Origin of the sequence: Paraburkholderia sp. BL18I3N2 (assembly GCF_003001875.1) — a bacterium.
Lineage (GTDB): Bacteria > Pseudomonadota > Gammaproteobacteria > Burkholderiales > Burkholderiaceae > Paraburkholderia > Paraburkholderia phytofirmans.
Map to the genome: position 1 here is coordinate 290009 of NZ_PVNC01000001.1, position 16366 is coordinate 306374.

The following is a 16366-nucleotide window of genomic DNA, read 5'->3' on the forward strand; positions in this document are numbered from 1 at the left end:
AGTGAACTCCGTGTGAGACAACCGAGGCAGGCACGGCGCTAACCGCGCCTGCTTTGAACCGTCAATCAGTCAGCGTTAAGCCGGCTGCGTGACGTCATTCACATAAGTCGCCTTCAACCGCTTCTCCGCTTCGGCGAGATCCTTCGGCGGCTTGGTCGGCTCGATACCCACAAGACGGGCGATGTTGTTGCCCATATAGTCCTCGAGACCGTCCTCATCCAGATTCATGCCTTGCGGTGCGGGACCGCACAGCATTTCCAGTTCGCGCAGCCACATGCCCGGCTCGTTCGGCGGCGAATCCGTGCCGAACACGATCTTGTTGCGCGGCAGTTCGCGAGCGAATTCGACAATGCGCGACTGATAGCACCAGCCGGATTCGCAATACACGTTCGGCGTGTCCATCGCCATCCAGAACGCTTCGAACGAATAGTTGCCGCCCGTTTGAATCCCGAAGTGACCGATAATGAAATTCACCATCGGGAATTCGCGGATGATCGGATAGAACTGCGTCGGAATCGTGTACGGCCCATCGCCGGTGTGAATCAGCACGACCACGCCAAGCTCCGCGCATTTCTTCATGGCGGGACGCAACCAGTCGAGCGCGCGATCCGGCCGGTAGCCGTGCATGTTCGCGTGCAGCTTGAGCATCTTGAAGCCGTATTCCTTCACGTGGAATTCGAGCTCCGCCGCGCCATTCTCCGGACCCCAACGCGGGTTGTAGGTGAAGTTGCCGATAAAACGGTCCGGGTACTTCTGCGTCAGTTCAGCGATATACGACATGTAGTCGCGAATGCCTTCACGGCCGCGTCGATTGCCGTCGCGATAGCCGGTGTTGCCCGGCGGCGGCTGAATGAAGCCCATGTCGATACGGCGCGGCTTGCCGTTGATGATGTACGGGCCGTCCATCATCTTCAGCAGACGTTCGCCGGTGAACGGTTCGCCGGTGTGGCGCCACGCTTCGTCGACGAGATTCGTAGGGTGCAGATGGGTATCGATGATCATCAACGGGCTCCTGCGTAGTCGGCCTGGCCCGCGTGTTTCTTCGCGGCGCCGGCGTGGTGTTTCAGATAGGCTTGCGCTTCTTCCACGCTCCTCGGCGGCGCGCTTGGCTCGATGCCGATCATGCGAGCGAGGTTGTTGCCGAGATAATCTTCGAGCGTGTCTTCGTCGAGATTCAGGCCTTGCGGCGGTTCGTGACACAACACTTCGAGCAAACGCAGCCACATGCCCGGCTCGTTCGGCGGCGTGTCGGAACCGTAGAGAATCTTGTGCGTGGGCAGTACCTTCGCGAATTCGACGATCCGCGATTGCAGGCACCAGCTCGATTCGCAATACACGTTCGGCGTATCGAGCGCCATCTGATACGGCTCGAAGCAATACACGCCACCAGTCTGTACGCCGAAATGCGCCATGATGAAATTCACTGACGGGAATTCACGGATCAGCGGATACCACTCGCTCGGAATGCTGTACGGGCCGTCGCCTGTGTGCAGCTTCACCAGCAGGCCGAGGTCCGCGCATTTGCGCAGCGCGGGGCGCAACCAGTCGAGCGCGCGGTCGGGACGGTATGCATGCATGTTGGCCTGCAACTGCACCATCTTGAAGCCGTGTTCCTTCGCATAGAACTCGATCGCGTCGGCGCCGTTCTCCGGACCGCAACGCGGGTTGTAGACGAAACAGCCGAGCAGACGGTCCGGATACTTCTGAACACATTCCACGGTGTACGCCATGTAGTCGTCGATCGACTCGCGGCCTGAGCGTTCGCCGTCCGTCCACGTATAGATGGTGTTGCCTTGCGGCGGTTGAATAAAGGCCTTGTCGATGCGGCGAGGCTTACCGTTGATGATGTAGGGGTCGTCCATCACCTCGATCAGACGCTCGCCGGAAAATGGCTCGCCGTCATGGCGCCACGCGAGGTCGACCAGGTTGGTCGGATAACAGCTGGTGTCGATGATCATGTACTCGATCTCCTTGAGAGGAACTGGTGTATCCAGTTGCCGGATCGCGGGCAGGCGCATCGATGGAACACAGCCCGTTGGGCTTGCCCATGCGGCCCTTTGCAAGGCGCTGTTTTTGAGTGCCTTCCCCTCGCCGGCATCGAGTGTCACACTGATGTGCACTGCTGCTTGCGATGCAGTCTCACAAGATAAAAACGCTCTGTACAATATTTTTTAACCACAATCTTGATACGTTTGCGATATGGACATCCGGCTGTTGCGTTACTTCGCGGTGCTTGCCGACGAACTGCATTTCGGCCGGGCAGCCGCGCGGCTGCACATTTCCCAGCCGCCGCTGAGTCAGCAGATTCGCATCCTCGAAGAAGAGATGGGCACCGCGTTGTTCACACGCTCGCAGCACCGTGTCGAACTCACCGAGGCAGGGAAAACACTTAAAGAACAAGTGCCGTTGATCTTCGCTCAGTTCGAACGCGCGATCGATCTGACGCGTTGCGCGGGACGTGGCGAGGTGGGGAGTCTCGAGATTGACATCATCAGTTCGGCGATGGTCGAGCCGATTCCGCGCGCGCTGCGGATATTCGCGGAGAAGCATCCGCAAGTGCGGTGGACGCTGCATGAAATGACACCGGCCGCGCAGATTCTCGCGTTGAAGGAACGGCGGCTCGATGTGTGTTTCTTCCGCGTTTCGCATGAAGACCCCGAGATTCGCAGCGAAGTAGTGATGCGCGAGTCGGCGGTGGTGGCGTTGCCGTTGGGGCATGCGCTGGCGTCGCGTGGGGAGATTGCGTTGCGGGAGTTGGAGGCCGAGCGCTTTGTGTCGTTCGGTTTGCGGCAGTCGCAACTGGCGCGCTTTCTACAGGACTGTTGCGTCGAGGCAGGATTTACACCGCGGATCGAACAGGAAGTGGTCGAGGTGCATACGCTGTTGTGCCTCGTGCGGGAAGGGTTGGGTGTGGCACTGCTGCCTTCTTCCGCGCGGCAGTTGTCGACGGGTGGCGTTGCGTTTGTGCCGGTGGCCGCGCCGCGTCCCGAAGTGTCTCTGCACGCGCGCTATCGTGCCGAGACGCCTTCGCCGGTGTTGTCGCTGTTTCTCGATACCGTGCGGGAAGTGGCGTCTAGTACGATCTAACGCGTGCTTTTGGTTTGCGCGACCAGGTCGCGGATCACGTCGATTAGCGGCGCCACGCGTTCGGTTTTCTCACGCGGCCACACGGCGTAAAGGTTATAGTGCGTTGGAATTTCCACTTGCGTGAGTTCGACCAGACTGCCGTTTCGTTGCGCGTCGGCGGCGAGCAGGCCGCGCGCCAAACCCGCGCCTACGCCCGCGCTCGCAGCTGCGATCAAGCCGGCTGCGTTGTCGAAAACCGCTACTGCGTCGGGCTCGACCTCGGACAGGCCCGCTGCGGCAAGCCAGGGAATCCACGAACGCTTCGTATAGCCGAGCAGCGGCAAATCCAATAGCTGCTCAGGCGTGAGTGGCACGCTGAGGCCGCGTGCCTGCAATAGCGAAGGCGAACCCACCGCCGTCAGACGGTCGCCGCAAATGAGTGCGTTGTCGAAGCCGTCCCATTCGCCATACCCGTACCGCAACGCAATATCGACGCGCTCAAACGCGCTGCGGTCATGACGCGGCGTTGACAACACCGTGAGCGACGTGCCGGTCAGCGCGCCGAGCAATGCGGGCAAACGCGCCACCAGCCAGCTCTGCGCTAGTTCGGGATCGACGTCCAGCGTAATGGATTGCTTGACCGTGCGCTCTTTCACCGACGACAACGCACGATCGATCTGCTCGAAGCCGTCCCCCAACTGATTCGCAAACAGCACGCCTGCGTCCGTCAGCACCACACGGCCGCTTTCACGCACGAAGAGCGGCTGGCCGACGAACTCTTCGAGCGTGCGGATCTGCTGGCTGATCGCGCTATGTGTAAGCGACAACTGCCGCGCCGCGCTCGAAAAGCTGCCGACACGCGCGGCCTGCAGGAAGGCCTGCATCGACTGAATGGACGGATAGCGCTTCAACATGGTGTTAGCCGGACTTACAGACGGTGGAAGAAATGGTCGCTGGCGTCGCGCTTAACGGCTTTCAATAATGGCCGCAAGCACGCGGCCCTTGTCACGCATCCACTCATGCACGCGCCGCGCCGCACAACGACATTCAGGAGACAGCGCATGATCGAGATCGTGGTCAACGACACGCGGCACTCGCTCGACAATGTACCGGAAGACATGCCCCTATTGTGGGTGTTGCGCGACCGCCTCAAATTGACCGGTACGAAATTCGGCTGCGGCGGCGGCTTTTGCGGCGCGTGCACGGTGCATCTGGAAGGCGAGGCGGTGCGCTCCTGTTTGCTGCCCGCTGTGGCCGTGGCCGGCAAACGCATTACGACGATAGAAGGGTTGTCGAACGATGGACGGCATCCGCTGCAACTCGCATGGGTCGCGGAGGATGTGCCGCAATGCGGCTACTGCCAGTCCGGCCAGTTGATGCAGGCGGCTGCGTTTCTTAAGGACAAACCGACCGTCAACGACGAAACCATCACGACGGCGATGTCGGGCAACATCTGTCGATGCGGAACCTACTCGCGGATTCGAAAGGCGATCAAGCGCGCGGCGTCGGGCGATCCTGCGTTGGCGGCTGTGGATGTGCATGAATGTGCGGCGGCCTGCTCGTCCTATGTCAAGAAAGAGGAGGCCTGAATGTACAACGACAAAGAGGTGTTCACCAGCGCTCGCGGCGCTGCGCGTCGTCGGTTTATCAAACAGAGTTCAGCGTTGTTGGCCTCGGGTCTCGCGATCGGCTTCCAGTTGCCCGAAGCCTTCGCCAAGGGCGACGACAAAAGCGGTGACCCCAAACCGCAAGCCGGTGAATTCGAACCGAATGCGTGGGTGCGCGTGCTGCCGGACGATACGATCAAGCTCGTCGTCCATAAACACGATTCCGGCACGGGCACGCGTACCGCGCTCGCTGCGATGGTCGCGGAAGAGCTTGACGTCGATCTGTTTCGCGTCGACGTGATCACGCCGGAGGATCCGTTTTACGGCGACTACATTCATCCGTTGTGGAAGGTGTTTTCGACGGGCGGGAGTACGAGCGTCTCGTTGGAATACGAGCGCTTGCGACGTGCGGGTGCGACCGCGCGCGCCATGTTGATTGCTGCTGCGGCAAAACAATGGAATGTGGCGCCGTCGACGTGTTCGACGGAAAACGGTTTCGTGGTCAATCAAGCCAACGGCGAGCGCGCGAACTATGGGTCGCTTGCGCGGGTCGCTGCGCAAATGTCCGCGCCGAAAGACGTCGTGCTGAAAGACCCGTCGCAGTTCAAATACATCGGCAAATTGAGGAAGAAACGCGGCGCCGCGGAGAAGGCGAGGGGCGCGTTTCCGTACAGCATCGACGTGTCGTTGCCGGGCATGCTGGTCGCGGTCGTTACGCGAGCACCGGTGATCGATGCGCGCGTGCGCAGTGTGGATGCTAAAGCCGCGTTGGCCGTGCCGGGTGTGCGGCAGGTGTTGCAGATTCCTGGTCGGCCCGACATTCTCGGCGGCAATCAGGCGGGTGTTGCTGTATTGGCCGATGATTATTGGTCCGCGCATAAGGGGCAGGCGGCGTTGCATGTGGAGTGGGAAGACAGTCCGCTTGAGACTTTCGATAGCAGCACGCTTGCCGCTCATCAGGCAGCGTGGCTCGACGATCCTGCGGCACGGGTGGTGCCGACTATTCAGAGTGGCGATTTGAAGACGGCGTTTCCGCATGGGTCGCGGGTGATTGAGGCTTCTTATTCGATGCCTTATAAGGCGCAGTGTCCACTCGAGCCGATTAACGTGACCGCGTGGGCCAGGAAGGACGGTTCAGTTGAGTATTGGGGTGGGCTGCAAGTGCCGTCGACGGCGCAGGAGGCGGCTGAGGTGATCGGCGGTATTCCTGCGAATCGTGTTGTGCTGCATGAGCTTGTTTCAGGTGGCAGCTTTGGGTCGCGTGAGTCGAAGTACTGGCTTTTTGAAGTGACGTGGCTCGCGTTGAAAGTTGGAAAGCCGGTCAAGTTGATGAATAGCCGTGAAGATGAAATGCGCGCGCTTTACTACCACTCGGCGAGTTTTCATCGGGCGAAGGCGGTGCTTGATTCGCGCGGGAATTTGGCGACGTTGCAATTGCGCGCGGTAATGCCTGCTTCGCCCGAACAATGGGAGCCTGGGTACTTCGATCGGCCGGACCGGATGGATTACAGCACCACTGAAGCGATCAGTAAGTATGAATTCGCTTATGGGGCGCCGCATGTGGATATTGGTTGGGTGCGGCATGAGACGGGTGTGCCGACTGGGTGGTATCGGGCGGTGAGCTATATCCCGAATGTGTTTGCGGTTGAGTCGTTCATGGATGAGGCCGCGCATGCGGGGCGTCGAGATCCTGTTGAGTTTCGGCTCGCCCATATGAAGGATCCGAGACATCAGGCTGTTTTGCGGGAGGCGGCGAAGCGGGCCGGGTGGGGTAAGGCGCTGCCTGCTGGGACTGCTTTGGGCGTGGCGACTAATCAGGCGTATAGCAGTTATGTCGCCGTGGTGGCGCGGGTGGCTCGGAAGGGGGATGGCGTTGTGATTGAGAAGCTGACCTGTGTGGCGGATTGTGGGTTGGCGGTTTCGCCAGGTGGGGTCGAGGAGCAGCTTTATGGTGGGCTGATGTGGGGCCTAGGGCATGCAACGGCGGATCGGGTTGATATTCGGCATGGGCAGATCCAGCAGAAGAACTTTGATAGTTATCGGGTTATGCGGATGAGTGATTTGCCGGAGGTTGATATTTTGATTGTGGAGGGTGATACCTCTAAACTCGGCGGTGTGGGGGAGTTGTCTAGTCCTTCGGTGGCGCCGGCGGTGGGGAATGCGGTTTTTAGACTTACTGGGAAGCGGATGAGGGAGACGCCTTTTGAGTTGGTGGACATGGGCGGGAAAGCGAAGGCGTGAGGATGTGGCCGGGCGGTCACGTGGGGGTGTTCCAAGGGGCGATACATTGCGTAACGCGACCGCTATCTTGGTGTGCGCAAGTCGGCATGCCCGCTCACTGCAGCACAGCGGTCGTTCGGCAGCGGCAATCGCGAACGGCCGCTATAACTTCGACGAATGCGTATTTTCGGCCCACTTCGGCCCTTTGCGCTTCCCGGAAACGGACGTTCTAGGCCAAGGGCGAAAATGCAGCAGGCGCAGTCGGTCGGATAGCGCAGACACTAACCGTCGATTTGTGTCCGGCTACCCGAAAGACCCTATAGCGCTACGGCACCAGTTGTTGACAAGAAGCGCCGCTTGGTTATTGCGGCTAGTCAGTCTCAAAAACAAAGACCTGCGAGACATAGGTGGCGCCAGTAGCCTCTTGATAGAAGGTGGCTTGCCAGTAACCGGTCGTCAGCGGGGTCAGCTAGAGCAGCTCCTGCAAAGCCAAAACCGAAGGCTATGCTAGCGGCGAGTTTAGTGAGTTTTTTTATTCTGAGCAGTTGTAGTAATTGCGGCGGTTTAACAACGATGCTGAGACTGTTGTCGATCCTAGCGCCCCAGAAGTTAGCTCAGTTTAGTTAGCAACGAGCCTTTACATTTCTCCAAACCCATACAAAGCGTTGATTGGCCCACAGTTGTCAACGATCTGCGGAGTGTTGTCGAACTTCCATTTCTGCCGGACTTCTGCCCGACACCACCGTCCCCCCGAATCCTCGAACCCGCGCACTGCGCACTGCGCACTGCGCAAAGGACCGCGGCTGGCCCTAAGTGCCCCTTCGACTCGATACGAGCTATAGCCGCTTCCAAACTGGAACTGCCAGAGGTTTGACTCAGGCGATAACCTTCTACTCTCCCGCAGCCTGCTCGCGCATGCGACGGGCTTCGTCGCGCAGGAACTGCTGGTAATCGTCCAGATCGCCGTCGAAGGGCTCGACCCCACCCTTGGTGACAAGCCAGAACTCATCACATACCGCGCGCAGCAGCGACCGGTCGTGACTGACCAGCATCACTGTGCCTTCGAATTCGTTGAGTGCCATGCCTAGCGCTTCGCGTGTGGCCAGGTCGAGGTGGTTGGTCGGCTCGTCGAGCAGCAGCAGATTGGGGCGCTGCCACACGATCATGCACAACACGAGCCGCGCCTTTTCGCCGCCGCTCATCGTGCTGACCGCCTGATGGACCATGTCGCCACTGAAGTTGAAAGTGCCGAGGAAGGTGCGAAGCGATTGTTCGGTGCCACTCTGGCCGGGGGCACGCATGTGCGCAGGCGTGTCCTTGGCAAGGCGGATCATGTGTTCCATCGGCGTGTCGAGGGGACGCAGCACGTCGAGTTCCTGCTGTGCGAAGTAACCGATGTTCAGGCCTTTGCCTTCGCTGATTTCGCCGGCGATCGGCGCCAACTCGTGCGCCACCGTCTTCACCAGAGTCGACTTGCCCTGGCCGTTGGCACCGAGAATGCCGATGCGCTGCCCGGCCAGCACGGACCGGTTGATGCCCCGCACGATGACCGTCGGCGGCGTGTCCGGCGGTGCGTCGGTGGGCGCCGCGTAGCCGAAGCTCGCGTCCAGCATCGACAACAATGGGTTCGGGACGTTGAGCGGCTCCTTGAACTCGAAGGTGAACTCCGCATCGGCAAGCACCGGTGCGATCTTCTCCATGCGTTCGAGCGCCTTGACCCGGCTCTGCGCCTGCTTCGCCTTCGAGGCCTTGGCCTTGAAACGGTCGATGAATTTCTGCAGGTGGGCGATCTTGTCCGCCTGCCTGGCCATTGCGGCCTGCTGCAACAGCAGTTGCTCGGCGCGCATGTCTTCGAACTTGCTGTAGTTGCCGCCATAACGCACGAGCTTGGCGTTGTCGACGTGCACCGTCACCTGCGTCACCGCATCGAGGAACTCGCGATCGTGGCTGATCACGACCAAGGTTCCTTGATAGCGCTTGAGCCAGGCTTCCAGCCAGACCAGCGCGTCGAGGTCGAGGTGATTGGTCGGCTCGTCGAGCAACAGCAAGTCGGACGGACACATGAGCGCGCGCGCCAGTTGCAGTCGCATGCGCCAGCCGCCGGAGAAACTGTTGACCGGCTGGCTGAGCTGCGCGGCACTGAAGCCAAGGCCCAGGATCAGCGCCTGGGCACGCGCGGGGGCGTCATGCGCACCGGCGTCGTGCAGGGCCATGTAGGCGTGCGCCATGCGCATGCCGTCGTCGCTGGCTTCAGCGGCGGCTACTTCGGCCTGCGCGGCCAGCAGTACGGTGTCGCCGTCGATAACGAAGTCGGTCGCACTCTGCTCGGTCTCCGGCATCTCCTGCGCGACCTGGCCCATCTTCCATGCAGCGGGAATCGAGAACTCGCCACCGTCTTCGTGCAGCGTGCCGTTGAGAAGCCCGAAGAAGGACGATTTGCCGGCGCCATTGCGGCCGACAAGGCCAATCTTTTCGCCGGGAGTGAAGGTGACAGACGCGCTATCGAGTACGACATTGATGCCACGGCGCAGCGTGACATTACGGACGGAAATCATAAGGAGCTACTTCGGAGAGGATAGGCATGATAGCCCACCGGACGTACAGGGCTGTTCTTTTCTGGCCGGATGGGTGAGGAACGGCTTGCGCTTTGCGGCGCCCTTCGGCCGCAAAGCGAGGCGGGCAGTGGCGCACCGGGCGTTCGGGCTGCGGGACCAGCGAACGGACGGTGAGCGACGGGTCCTGGCCGATAGCACCGGCTCGGCGAACGCGCTCTAGAGCGGACGTTGGACTCATTAACGGCGGCATTCCGGCGGCCGGGGCGAATGCGTGCTTCCGGCCAACGTCGGTCTTCATGATAGACAAATGAATGTGCGTTGACGATCAGCGATCGAACATTGAACGGACTGTTCTACCAAATGCGTGGCCCACGGCCGTCAAGCTATCAGTTGGGCACCCTTTCCTCGGATCGTAGTGTTAAGACCTGTACGCCCTTTTGCGTCACGGCCACGGTGTGTTCAAACTGCGCCGACAGTTGCCCATCGCACGTGACCACCGTCCAGCCGTCTTCTTCGGTTCGAACAGATTGTCGCCCTTGGTTGATCATGGGTTCGATGGTGAACACCATGCCTTCCCGCAACAACAAACCGGTCCCCGGCTTACCCCAATGCAGCACTTGCGGCTCCTCGTGCATTTCACGCCCGATGCCATGTCCGCAATATTCTCGTACGACCGAATAGCCATTTCTGCGAGCGTGCCGTTCAATAGCATGACCTACATCCCCAAGTCTCGCGCCGGGGCGAACGGCCTTGATCCCTCTCCACATCGCTTCGTAGGTCACTTGCACGAGCCGTTTAGCCAGCAGAGACACCTCTCCGACAAGATAGGTCTTACTGGAATCAGCAATGTAGCCATTCTTCTCTAGCGTAATGTCGAAATTAACGATGTCCCCGCTTTGCAGGATGTCTGTCGTGGACGGAACACCGTGACAAACAACATTGTTGCGTGACGCGTTAAGCGCGTAGGCGTAGCCGTACTGCCCTTTGCTTGCCGGGCGCGCCTTGAGTTCGTTGACGATGAGGCTATCGACCAGATCGTTGACCTGCATGGTAGACATGCCGATCAGGCTCATTTGATCCAGATAGCCAAATACATCCGCCAGCAACTGGCCTGACTCCGCCATCAATGCGATTTCTTCGGGTCGCTTGGTCATGTCAAAGCCACCTTGACGGCTTGTGCCACAACGCCTGCGGCTCTCAGTTCACGGGTAGCTATCTCGTTGAAACTCAGCGTTGGATTCATTTCGCACAACATGCCGACCTTGATCCAGAAGGCCGCTTGCGCGTTGATCGACCTGCATGACACTGCGCTTGCCTTACGTATCTGATCGTGCAAGTCGTCGTCGATATTGACAATGCCCACGTCACCTCCTTATATACGAAACATATATGGATCATATATTCAAACTATCTGACAGGACAAGCGCTTTGCGACCGCGGGTACGACGGTTTGTGGATATCAGCGACAAAGGATGAGTTGGCTTGCGCGCGGCAACCGCTAGAATTGCAGCTTTAGCCCGGAATACGCCAATGTCTTTTGCCTCGCTTGGCCTGATCGATCCCTTGCTGCGTAATTTGCAGGACCTCAATTACCAGACACCTACGCCGGTGCAGGCCAAGGCGATTCCTGCTGTGCTCAATGGCAATGACGTCATGGCTGCGGCACAGACCGGCACTGGCAAAACGGCGGGTTTTGCGCTGCCGCTGTTGCAACGGCTGGTGCAACACGGCCCGGCGGTCTCCAGCAACCGCGCGCGTGTTCTGGTGCTGGTGCCCACGCGTGAATTGGCCGAACAAGTGCTGCAAAGCTTTATCGCTTACGGCAAAGGTCTCGACTTACGATTTCTGGCCGCCTACGGCGGTGTAAGTATCAACCCGCAGATGATGAAGTTGCGCAAAGGCGTGGATGTGCTCGTTGCCACGCCGGGTCGTTTGCTGGATCTCAATCGCCAGAACGCAGTGCAGTTTGATGAAGTACAAACGCTGGTGCTGGATGAAGCCGACCGCATGCTGGACCTGGGCTTTGAGCGTGAACTCAACGCCGTGTTTGCCGCATTGCCCGCTCAGCGCCAGACCCTGCTGTTTTCAGCCACGTTTACCGATGATATCCGCACCATGGCGGCGGGCATTTTGCGCGGCCCGGTCAATATCAGCGTCAGCCCGCCCAATGCCACGGCCAGCAAGATCAAACAGTGGGTGGTGCCGGTGGATAAAAAGAACAAGCCTGAGCTCTTCATGCACCTTGTGGCCGAGAACAACTGGGAGCACGCGCTGGTGTTCGTCAAAACCCGCAACGGCGTGGATTACCTGGCGGCCATGCTGGATGAAGCGGGCTATTCGGTCGACACCATCCACGGCGACAAACCGCAACCCGCGCGCCTGCGTGCGCTGGAGCGCTTCAAGACGGGCGAAGTAAATATGCTGGTAGCCACCGATGTGGCTGCGCGCGGGCTTGATATCGACAACCTGCCGCTGGTGATCAACGTTGATCTGCCGATCGTGGCGCAAGACTATGTGCACCGTATTGGCCGTACCGGCCGAGCGGGCGCCAGCGGCGTGGCGGTGTCCCTTGTGTGTGCCGATGAAGCGCCGCAACTAGCCGCGATTGAAGCGCTGATTCGGCAAACTCTGCGTCGTGAAGAAGAGCCGGGCTTCGAAGCCGAACACCGCGTGCCGCAAACTAGCGCGACGGGTCAGATCATCAAGAAACCCAAGAAGCCTAAGAAGCCCAAAGCGCCGCAAGCTGCGCCGGGCGCCGTGCAGGTGCTCAGCAAGAAACCGCGCCCGCAAATTGGCGAAAACAAACGCAAGCCTGCGGCGCAACGCGCTGTGGCCGCGGGCAAAGGCACACGCTTGTCCAGCAATAGCCCATTCAGCGTGCAAAAGCCGCGCGGCAAACCCGCGAGCAAGCCAGCTGCGAGCTCACGTAAGCCGGCTGACAAACCCGCTGGCGGCCGCGGCAAACGCTAAGCCGGATCAGGCGGGGTGAGTAATGCCAGCGAGAAATGACGGCAGACTGAAAAGGGCTATACGCCGGCCTGATCACAATCGCCAGGAGGCTAAGGCCAGCTGCGCGCCGCTCTCGGGCGTCATTGTCAGCGACAAGATCTAACGGGCGCCGGAGCAGGGCGCGGAACAGAACGGACCAACCAGGCACGAGTGAACCGATCGTCACCCCCGTTGTGCAAAGCAGCAGGTATGGCAAAGCTGAAGCTGATCGATTCACTACACCGCGTCGGAAACACGCTGAACGCGCGCCGTCATTCGAGTAACTCATTACGCGATGCGCTGACGGAAGTCCCGACCATGGGCGGTATGCGCGGTGAGGGGAATGCCGACCGCCGTGGAGCAGATCGCCAATCGTATCGACCGCATCTTCTTCAACCCAACGCTCGCACTCAGCCCACCCATTGCTGCGCCGCTTCTTGACAACGACATCATTAGACGGGCCAGCCTTCAAAGCGATATTCTGGACTCCACGCCTCCACTTTATTTAACCCACGTGGAGGCGAACGGGACCGTCGATGCACCATCAAGCGCAATCGACGCGATCACAAACGCACTTGCCACAAGCAAGCGCCTGATCCACTCCGAGGAGACATAAAATGAAAATCGCCGTACCAAAGGAAATCAAAACGCAGGAGTACCGGGTTGGTCTGACGCCGGTGTCGGTCGCCGAGTTGGTTCGACATGGCCATAGCGTCGCGGTCGAAAAAAGCGCGGGCGAAGGATCAGGCATCGCTGACAGCGATTACGTCAAAGCGGGTGCAAGCATTCAGGATTCGGTCGAGCGTCTGTGGAAGGAGGCGGAGTTGATCGTCAAGGTCAAGGAACCGCAGGCGATAGAGCGCGCACGTTTGTCCCGCGGCCAGATCCTGTTCACGTATCTGCACCTCGCGGCCGACGCCGATCAGACAGCCGATCTGATCAGGAGCGGTGCGACCTGCATCGCATACGAAACAGTGACCTCGCGTTCAGGCGGTTTGCCTTTGCTAACGCCCATGTCGGAGGTGGCGGGCCGGCTGGCGCCACAGGCGGGCGCCCGTTGCCTCGAAAAATCGATGGGTGGCCGCGGTGTGCTGCTCGGCGGTGTGCCCGGTGTGCCGCCGGGAGAGGTGCTGATTCTGGGTGGTGGCGTGTCCGGCACGCACGCGGCGACGATTGCGCTCGGCATGGGCGCGAGGGTGACCGTGGTCGACCGGTCCGCCGACGTTCTGAAGCGTCTGACAGTGCAGTTCGGCAGCGCCATCCAGACCGTCTTCTCGGTGCAGGCTCAAGTCGAGGAGCTGCTTGAACGGGCCGATCTCGTGATCGGATGCGTGCTGCTGCCCGGCGCGGCGGCGCCGAAGTTGATCAAGCGGGAAATGTTGTCGCGCATGAAGCCGGGTTCGGTGATTGTCGATGTCGCGATCGATCAAGGCGGCTGCTGCGAGACCTCGCGGCCGACAACGCACGACGCGCCTACGTACGTCGTCGACGGCGTGGTGCACTATTGCGTGGCAAATATGCCGGGCGCGGTCGCGAGAACGTCGACATTCGCCTTGAACAACGCCACGCTGCCGTTCGTGGTCGACATCGCGAACAAGGGCTGGAAGCAGGCATTGCTCGACGATGTGCACCTGCGCCCCGGCCTGAATGTGCATGAAGGGCGGCTCACCTGCAAACCGGTCGGCGACGCGTTGGGGATAGATAGCTGGGAAATCAGTGAGGTGCTCGCAGCCTGAGTAGCGCGTGCCTGGTAATCCGAGGGCAATCTATTTCCGGTGAGGGCGCACAACGTGCGACCTCACCGGATTTTCAAGCGGTAACGCAATGAGGCGCTTGCGAGATTGAACTGAAGCGTCTCGGCCGATTTCCCGACGTACAGGCCGGCGTACGCACGACGATAAGTTTCCTATCGCAGCGTAGCCTCAAAAAACCGCACAACGTCGGCGTTGAATTGCTCATGAAACGCCTCGCGGTCGAACCCCGGCAGGCTGTTGCAAATTTCCGGCCGTAGCCTGGAAAGACGCGCGTCGCAGGGTGGCAGGAAGTCGTAGTGGCCTGCGTTGGCAACGACGTGATATTCGGGCGCGTGGGGCAAGTCGTCGCGCACGGCCTCGTCATAGTAGGGATGCGGCTGATGGCGATCGTCGGCAGCGCTCCAGAGCTGGACCGGAGCGCGAACGCCGCGCAGTCTTGCGGGGCCGAATGCAAATCCGAACGCGGGTGCGGCGACGACAACGGCCTTGATGCTCGGATCGTGGACCCAGACGCCGGCGGGGACACTCGCGCCGATATGGAGGTCGACGCCGGCATGCTTGAGGGCTTCACACAGATCGTGATCCGGATGAGCCTCGCAAAACGGGGCGATTGTCGAAAGATCCGGGACACCACCTGCTGCCACGAGCACGGTGAAGCCACCGTTAGAAAAGCCAAACGCGCCGACGCGCGCCGCGTCCAATTGTGCGTGCCCGCGCCACTTGTCGAGCGTGTAATCAACCAGCGCGTGAAGATGGGCAGGACGGCGCCAGGGTTGTAGGACGCGGCTCTGATCATCGAAAGTGTCACCGGCGTGACTGACCGCTGCCACGACGAAGCCCGCGTGAGCCAACGCAAGCGCCGTATCGTAATGCCCGCCGTACCAGCTTCCGCCGCCGTGCGACATCACCACGAGTGGCAGGTGATTGCCAGCGATGGGCGCGTCCGCTGCCACCGTCTGGGTGAAATTGCCTAAGGCGTATGACGTCGCCGGCGCATCGGTCGGATACCAGATGCCGGCAATGAGCGGCGGCTCAACGCCATTCGGTATCTTGACCTCCTCAAACCCGACGTTGGCCGCGAAGACGGGCGTGACCACCAGACCCAGAAGCAAGGTGACAACGGCCAGCAATCTCACGGCGGTTTGCGTCATTGTCGTCACTCAAACCGAATTGGGCAAAGCAGGCGCGGAGAAACGAGCAGGTGTATCAGCGGGACGCGTCGGTCGCATTGCGCCGATCCTCCAGCAGATAGCGGGCTTACCGGCGATTTACCCGCCACATGCATCGCCGGGACGAGCGTGCGGGCTCCTCAACTCTTCAACGGCAACCAGATCTCAAGTCCACCCATCCCGCTGACGGGATCGAACTTCTCGTCATACCGCTCAAAATTCGGCGCATCGGCAGGAATATGTCCCGATGCCGGCAGCCACTGATTCCAGATCGTATTCCAGGTGCGCCGGATAGTTGAAATATGCTCGCGATGACTAAACACCGCATAGCGCTGCGGCGAAATACGCAAACGGCTCAGCTCAGCAGGCAATGCCGAGAAGTCGCTGACTTCTACGCCGCACAGATAGTCGATGTTGCCGCTGTCGTCCGCGTTATAGCAAACGCCATACGCCACATTGCCGACCTGCCCCGGCACTTTGCCGAAGTAGTCGCCGAAGCGCTGCCACTGCGACGGAATCGCGGCACAGGTTTCGCTGGTGTAGCGCTCGCTCAGGCCCGCGACGAGAAACGCTTTGCCGTCTTCAAAGCGCGGCGGTTCGAGATGGGTAAGCAGGGTTTCGTCCATTTTGATCGGCTCCACGAGGGCGAGATTGTCGAGATGGCCACGCGCGCGCAGCGCGTCGGGCGTGAGTCCGAATTGCTCGCGAAACGCGCGCGTGAATGCCTCGTGAGAACCGTAGCCGGCGTCGATGGCGACCGCGAGGATATCCGGTGCGCCGCCCGCCAGCCGACGCGCCGCTTCGCTCAAGCGACGCCCGCGCACATAGCGCATCACCGAAAACCCCGTGGCCGCTTCGAAGGCGCGCGCCAGGTGAAAACGCGACACGCATCCGCAGTTGGCGATGTCGTCGAGCGTCAACTCGTGGGCAAAGTGGCTTTCGATAAACCACAGCGCTTTTCCAACCGGATTCATATGGGCTCTCATGTCAGCATGGAACCAGCATAG

General features: G+C 60.3%; 14 protein-coding genes. 6 read left to right on the forward strand and 8 right to left on the reverse strand.

Going from position 1 to position 16366, the window contains the following annotated elements; all coding sequences use genetic code 11:
• Positions 1–75: 75 nt before the first annotated feature.
• Together B0G75_RS01335 and B0G75_RS01340 are read right to left on the reverse strand one after the other, a co-directional pair.
• Positions 76–1002, reverse strand: a complete 927-nt coding sequence (locus tag B0G75_RS01335; RefSeq protein WP_012428924.1) for an amidohydrolase family protein — start codon at positions 1000–1002, stop codon at positions 76–78.
• Positions 1002–1958, reverse strand: a complete 957-nt coding sequence (locus tag B0G75_RS01340) for an amidohydrolase family protein (protein ID WP_106299912.1) — start codon at positions 1956–1958, stop codon at positions 1002–1004. The genes B0G75_RS01335 and B0G75_RS01340 overlap by 1 nt, the downstream gene beginning before the upstream one ends.
• Positions 1959–2199: 241 nt before the next feature.
• Here B0G75_RS01340 and B0G75_RS01345 point away from each other — a divergent pair, with 241 nt between their 5' ends.
• Positions 2200–3087 carry a LysR substrate-binding domain-containing protein gene (locus B0G75_RS01345; RefSeq protein WP_106299914.1) on the forward strand — a complete coding sequence of 296 codons (888 nt, stop codon included), beginning with the start codon at positions 2200–2202 and terminating at the stop codon, positions 3085–3087.
• Here B0G75_RS01345 and B0G75_RS01350 read toward each other — a convergent pair.
• Positions 3084–3980 (reverse strand): LysR substrate-binding domain-containing protein, encoded by an 897-nt coding sequence (locus B0G75_RS01350; protein WP_106299916.1) that lies wholly within the window; start codon positions 3978–3980, stop codon positions 3084–3086. The genes B0G75_RS01345 and B0G75_RS01350 overlap by 4 nt on opposite strands.
• Before the next feature lie 147 nt (positions 3981–4127).
• On the opposite strand from B0G75_RS01350, the gene B0G75_RS01355 reads away from it, so the two are divergent.
• Together B0G75_RS01355 and B0G75_RS01360 are read left to right on the forward strand one after the other, a co-directional pair.
• Complete coding sequence (locus tag B0G75_RS01355; RefSeq protein ID WP_106299918.1) at positions 4128–4655, forward strand: (2Fe-2S)-binding protein; 528 nt, start codon at positions 4128–4130, stop codon at positions 4653–4655.
• A complete protein-coding gene (locus tag B0G75_RS01360) occupies positions 4656–6914 on the forward strand; it encodes a xanthine dehydrogenase family protein molybdopterin-binding subunit (protein WP_106299920.1) in 2259 nt (752 codons plus the stop codon).
• An 869-nt stretch (positions 6915–7783) separates the two neighbouring features.
• Here the strand turns inward: B0G75_RS01360 and B0G75_RS01365 are convergent.
• The 3 genes from B0G75_RS01365 to B0G75_RS01375 form a co-directional block, all read right to left on the reverse strand.
• Entirely contained in the window at positions 7784–9448 is a 1665-nt protein-coding gene (locus tag B0G75_RS01365; protein ID WP_106299922.1) for an ABC-F family ATP-binding cassette domain-containing protein, read from the reverse strand.
• Between the two features lie 386 nt (positions 9449–9834).
• The gene (gene map / locus B0G75_RS01370) at positions 9835–10602 is read right to left on the reverse strand and encodes a type I methionyl aminopeptidase (protein ID WP_106299924.1); all 768 of its coding nucleotides are present in this window, start codon (positions 10600–10602) and stop codon (positions 9835–9837) included.
• Positions 10599–10811, reverse strand: a complete 213-nt coding sequence (locus B0G75_RS01375) for a ParD-like family protein (RefSeq protein WP_095423399.1) — start codon at positions 10809–10811, stop codon at positions 10599–10601. Before B0G75_RS01375 ends, map begins: the two co-directional genes overlap by 4 nt.
• Before the next feature lie 167 nt (positions 10812–10978).
• Between B0G75_RS01375 and B0G75_RS01380 the strand changes: the two genes are divergently transcribed.
• The 3 genes from B0G75_RS01380 (at position 10979) to ald (ending at position 14172) form a co-directional block, all read left to right on the forward strand.
• Positions 10979–12418 carry a DEAD/DEAH box helicase gene (locus tag B0G75_RS01380; RefSeq protein ID WP_106299926.1) on the forward strand — a complete coding sequence of 480 codons (1440 nt, stop codon included), beginning with the start codon at positions 10979–10981 and terminating at the stop codon, positions 12416–12418.
• 361 nt (positions 12419–12779) lie between these two features.
• A complete protein-coding gene (locus B0G75_RS01385; protein ID WP_106299928.1) occupies positions 12780–13052 on the forward strand; it encodes a hypothetical protein in 273 nt (90 codons plus the stop codon).
• Position 13053: 1 nt separating this feature from the next.
• Positions 13054–14172: an alanine dehydrogenase gene (gene ald / locus B0G75_RS01390; RefSeq protein WP_106299930.1), complete on the forward strand. Its 1119-nt coding sequence runs from the start codon at positions 13054–13056 to the stop codon at positions 14170–14172.
• Positions 14173–14342: 170 nt separating this feature from the next.
• Here ald and B0G75_RS01395 read toward each other — a convergent pair whose 3' ends face one another.
• Both B0G75_RS01395 and B0G75_RS01400 read right to left on the reverse strand, forming a co-directional pair.
• The gene (locus B0G75_RS01395; RefSeq protein ID WP_106299932.1) at positions 14343–15341 is read right to left on the reverse strand and encodes a dienelactone hydrolase; all 999 of its coding nucleotides are present in this window, start codon (positions 15339–15341) and stop codon (positions 14343–14345) included.
• Positions 15342–15499: 158 nt separating this feature from the next.
• Positions 15500–16333: an AraC family transcriptional regulator gene (locus B0G75_RS01400; RefSeq protein WP_106299934.1), complete on the reverse strand. Its 834-nt coding sequence runs from the start codon at positions 16331–16333 to the stop codon at positions 15500–15502.
• Positions 16334–16366: the final 33 nt, after the last annotated feature.

What these genes read in the sequence shown, in the direction of transcription:
- B0G75_RS01340 (WP_106299912.1), bottom strand. Translation starts at nt 1,958, where the DNA reads ATGATCATCGACACCAGCTGTTATCCGACCAACCTGGTCGACCTCGCG.
- B0G75_RS01380 (WP_106299926.1), top strand. Translation starts at nt 10,979, where the DNA reads ATGTCTTTTGCCTCGCTTGGCCTGATCGATCCCTTGCTGCGTAATTTG.
- B0G75_RS01350 (WP_106299916.1), bottom strand. Translation starts at nt 3,980, where the DNA reads ATGTTGAAGCGCTATCCGTCCATTCAGTCGATGCAGGCCTTCCTGCAG.
- B0G75_RS01395 (WP_106299932.1), bottom strand. Translation starts at nt 15,341, where the DNA reads ATGACGCAAACCGCCGTGAGATTGCTGGCCGTTGTCACCTTGCTTCTG.
- B0G75_RS01355 (WP_106299918.1), top strand. Translation starts at nt 4,128, where the DNA reads ATGATCGAGATCGTGGTCAACGACACGCGGCACTCGCTCGACAATGTA.
- B0G75_RS01335 (WP_012428924.1), bottom strand. Translation starts at nt 1,002, where the DNA reads ATGATCATCGATACCCATCTGCACCCTACGAATCTCGTCGACGAAGCG.
- B0G75_RS01365 (WP_106299922.1), bottom strand. Translation starts at nt 9,448, where the DNA reads ATGATTTCCGTCCGTAATGTCACGCTGCGCCGTGGCATCAATGTCGTA.
- B0G75_RS01360 (WP_106299920.1), top strand. Translation starts at nt 4,656, where the DNA reads ATGTACAACGACAAAGAGGTGTTCACCAGCGCTCGCGGCGCTGCGCGT.
- ald (WP_106299930.1), top strand. Translation starts at nt 13,054, where the DNA reads ATGAAAATCGCCGTACCAAAGGAAATCAAAACGCAGGAGTACCGGGTT.
- B0G75_RS01345 (WP_106299914.1), top strand. Translation starts at nt 2,200, where the DNA reads ATGGACATCCGGCTGTTGCGTTACTTCGCGGTGCTTGCCGACGAACTG.
- map (WP_106299924.1), bottom strand. Translation starts at nt 10,602, where the DNA reads ATGACCAAGCGACCCGAAGAAATCGCATTGATGGCGGAGTCAGGCCAG.
- B0G75_RS01400 (WP_106299934.1), bottom strand. Translation starts at nt 16,333, where the DNA reads ATGAATCCGGTTGGAAAAGCGCTGTGGTTTATCGAAAGCCACTTTGCC.
- B0G75_RS01385 (WP_106299928.1), top strand. Translation starts at nt 12,780, where the DNA reads ATGCCGACCGCCGTGGAGCAGATCGCCAATCGTATCGACCGCATCTTC.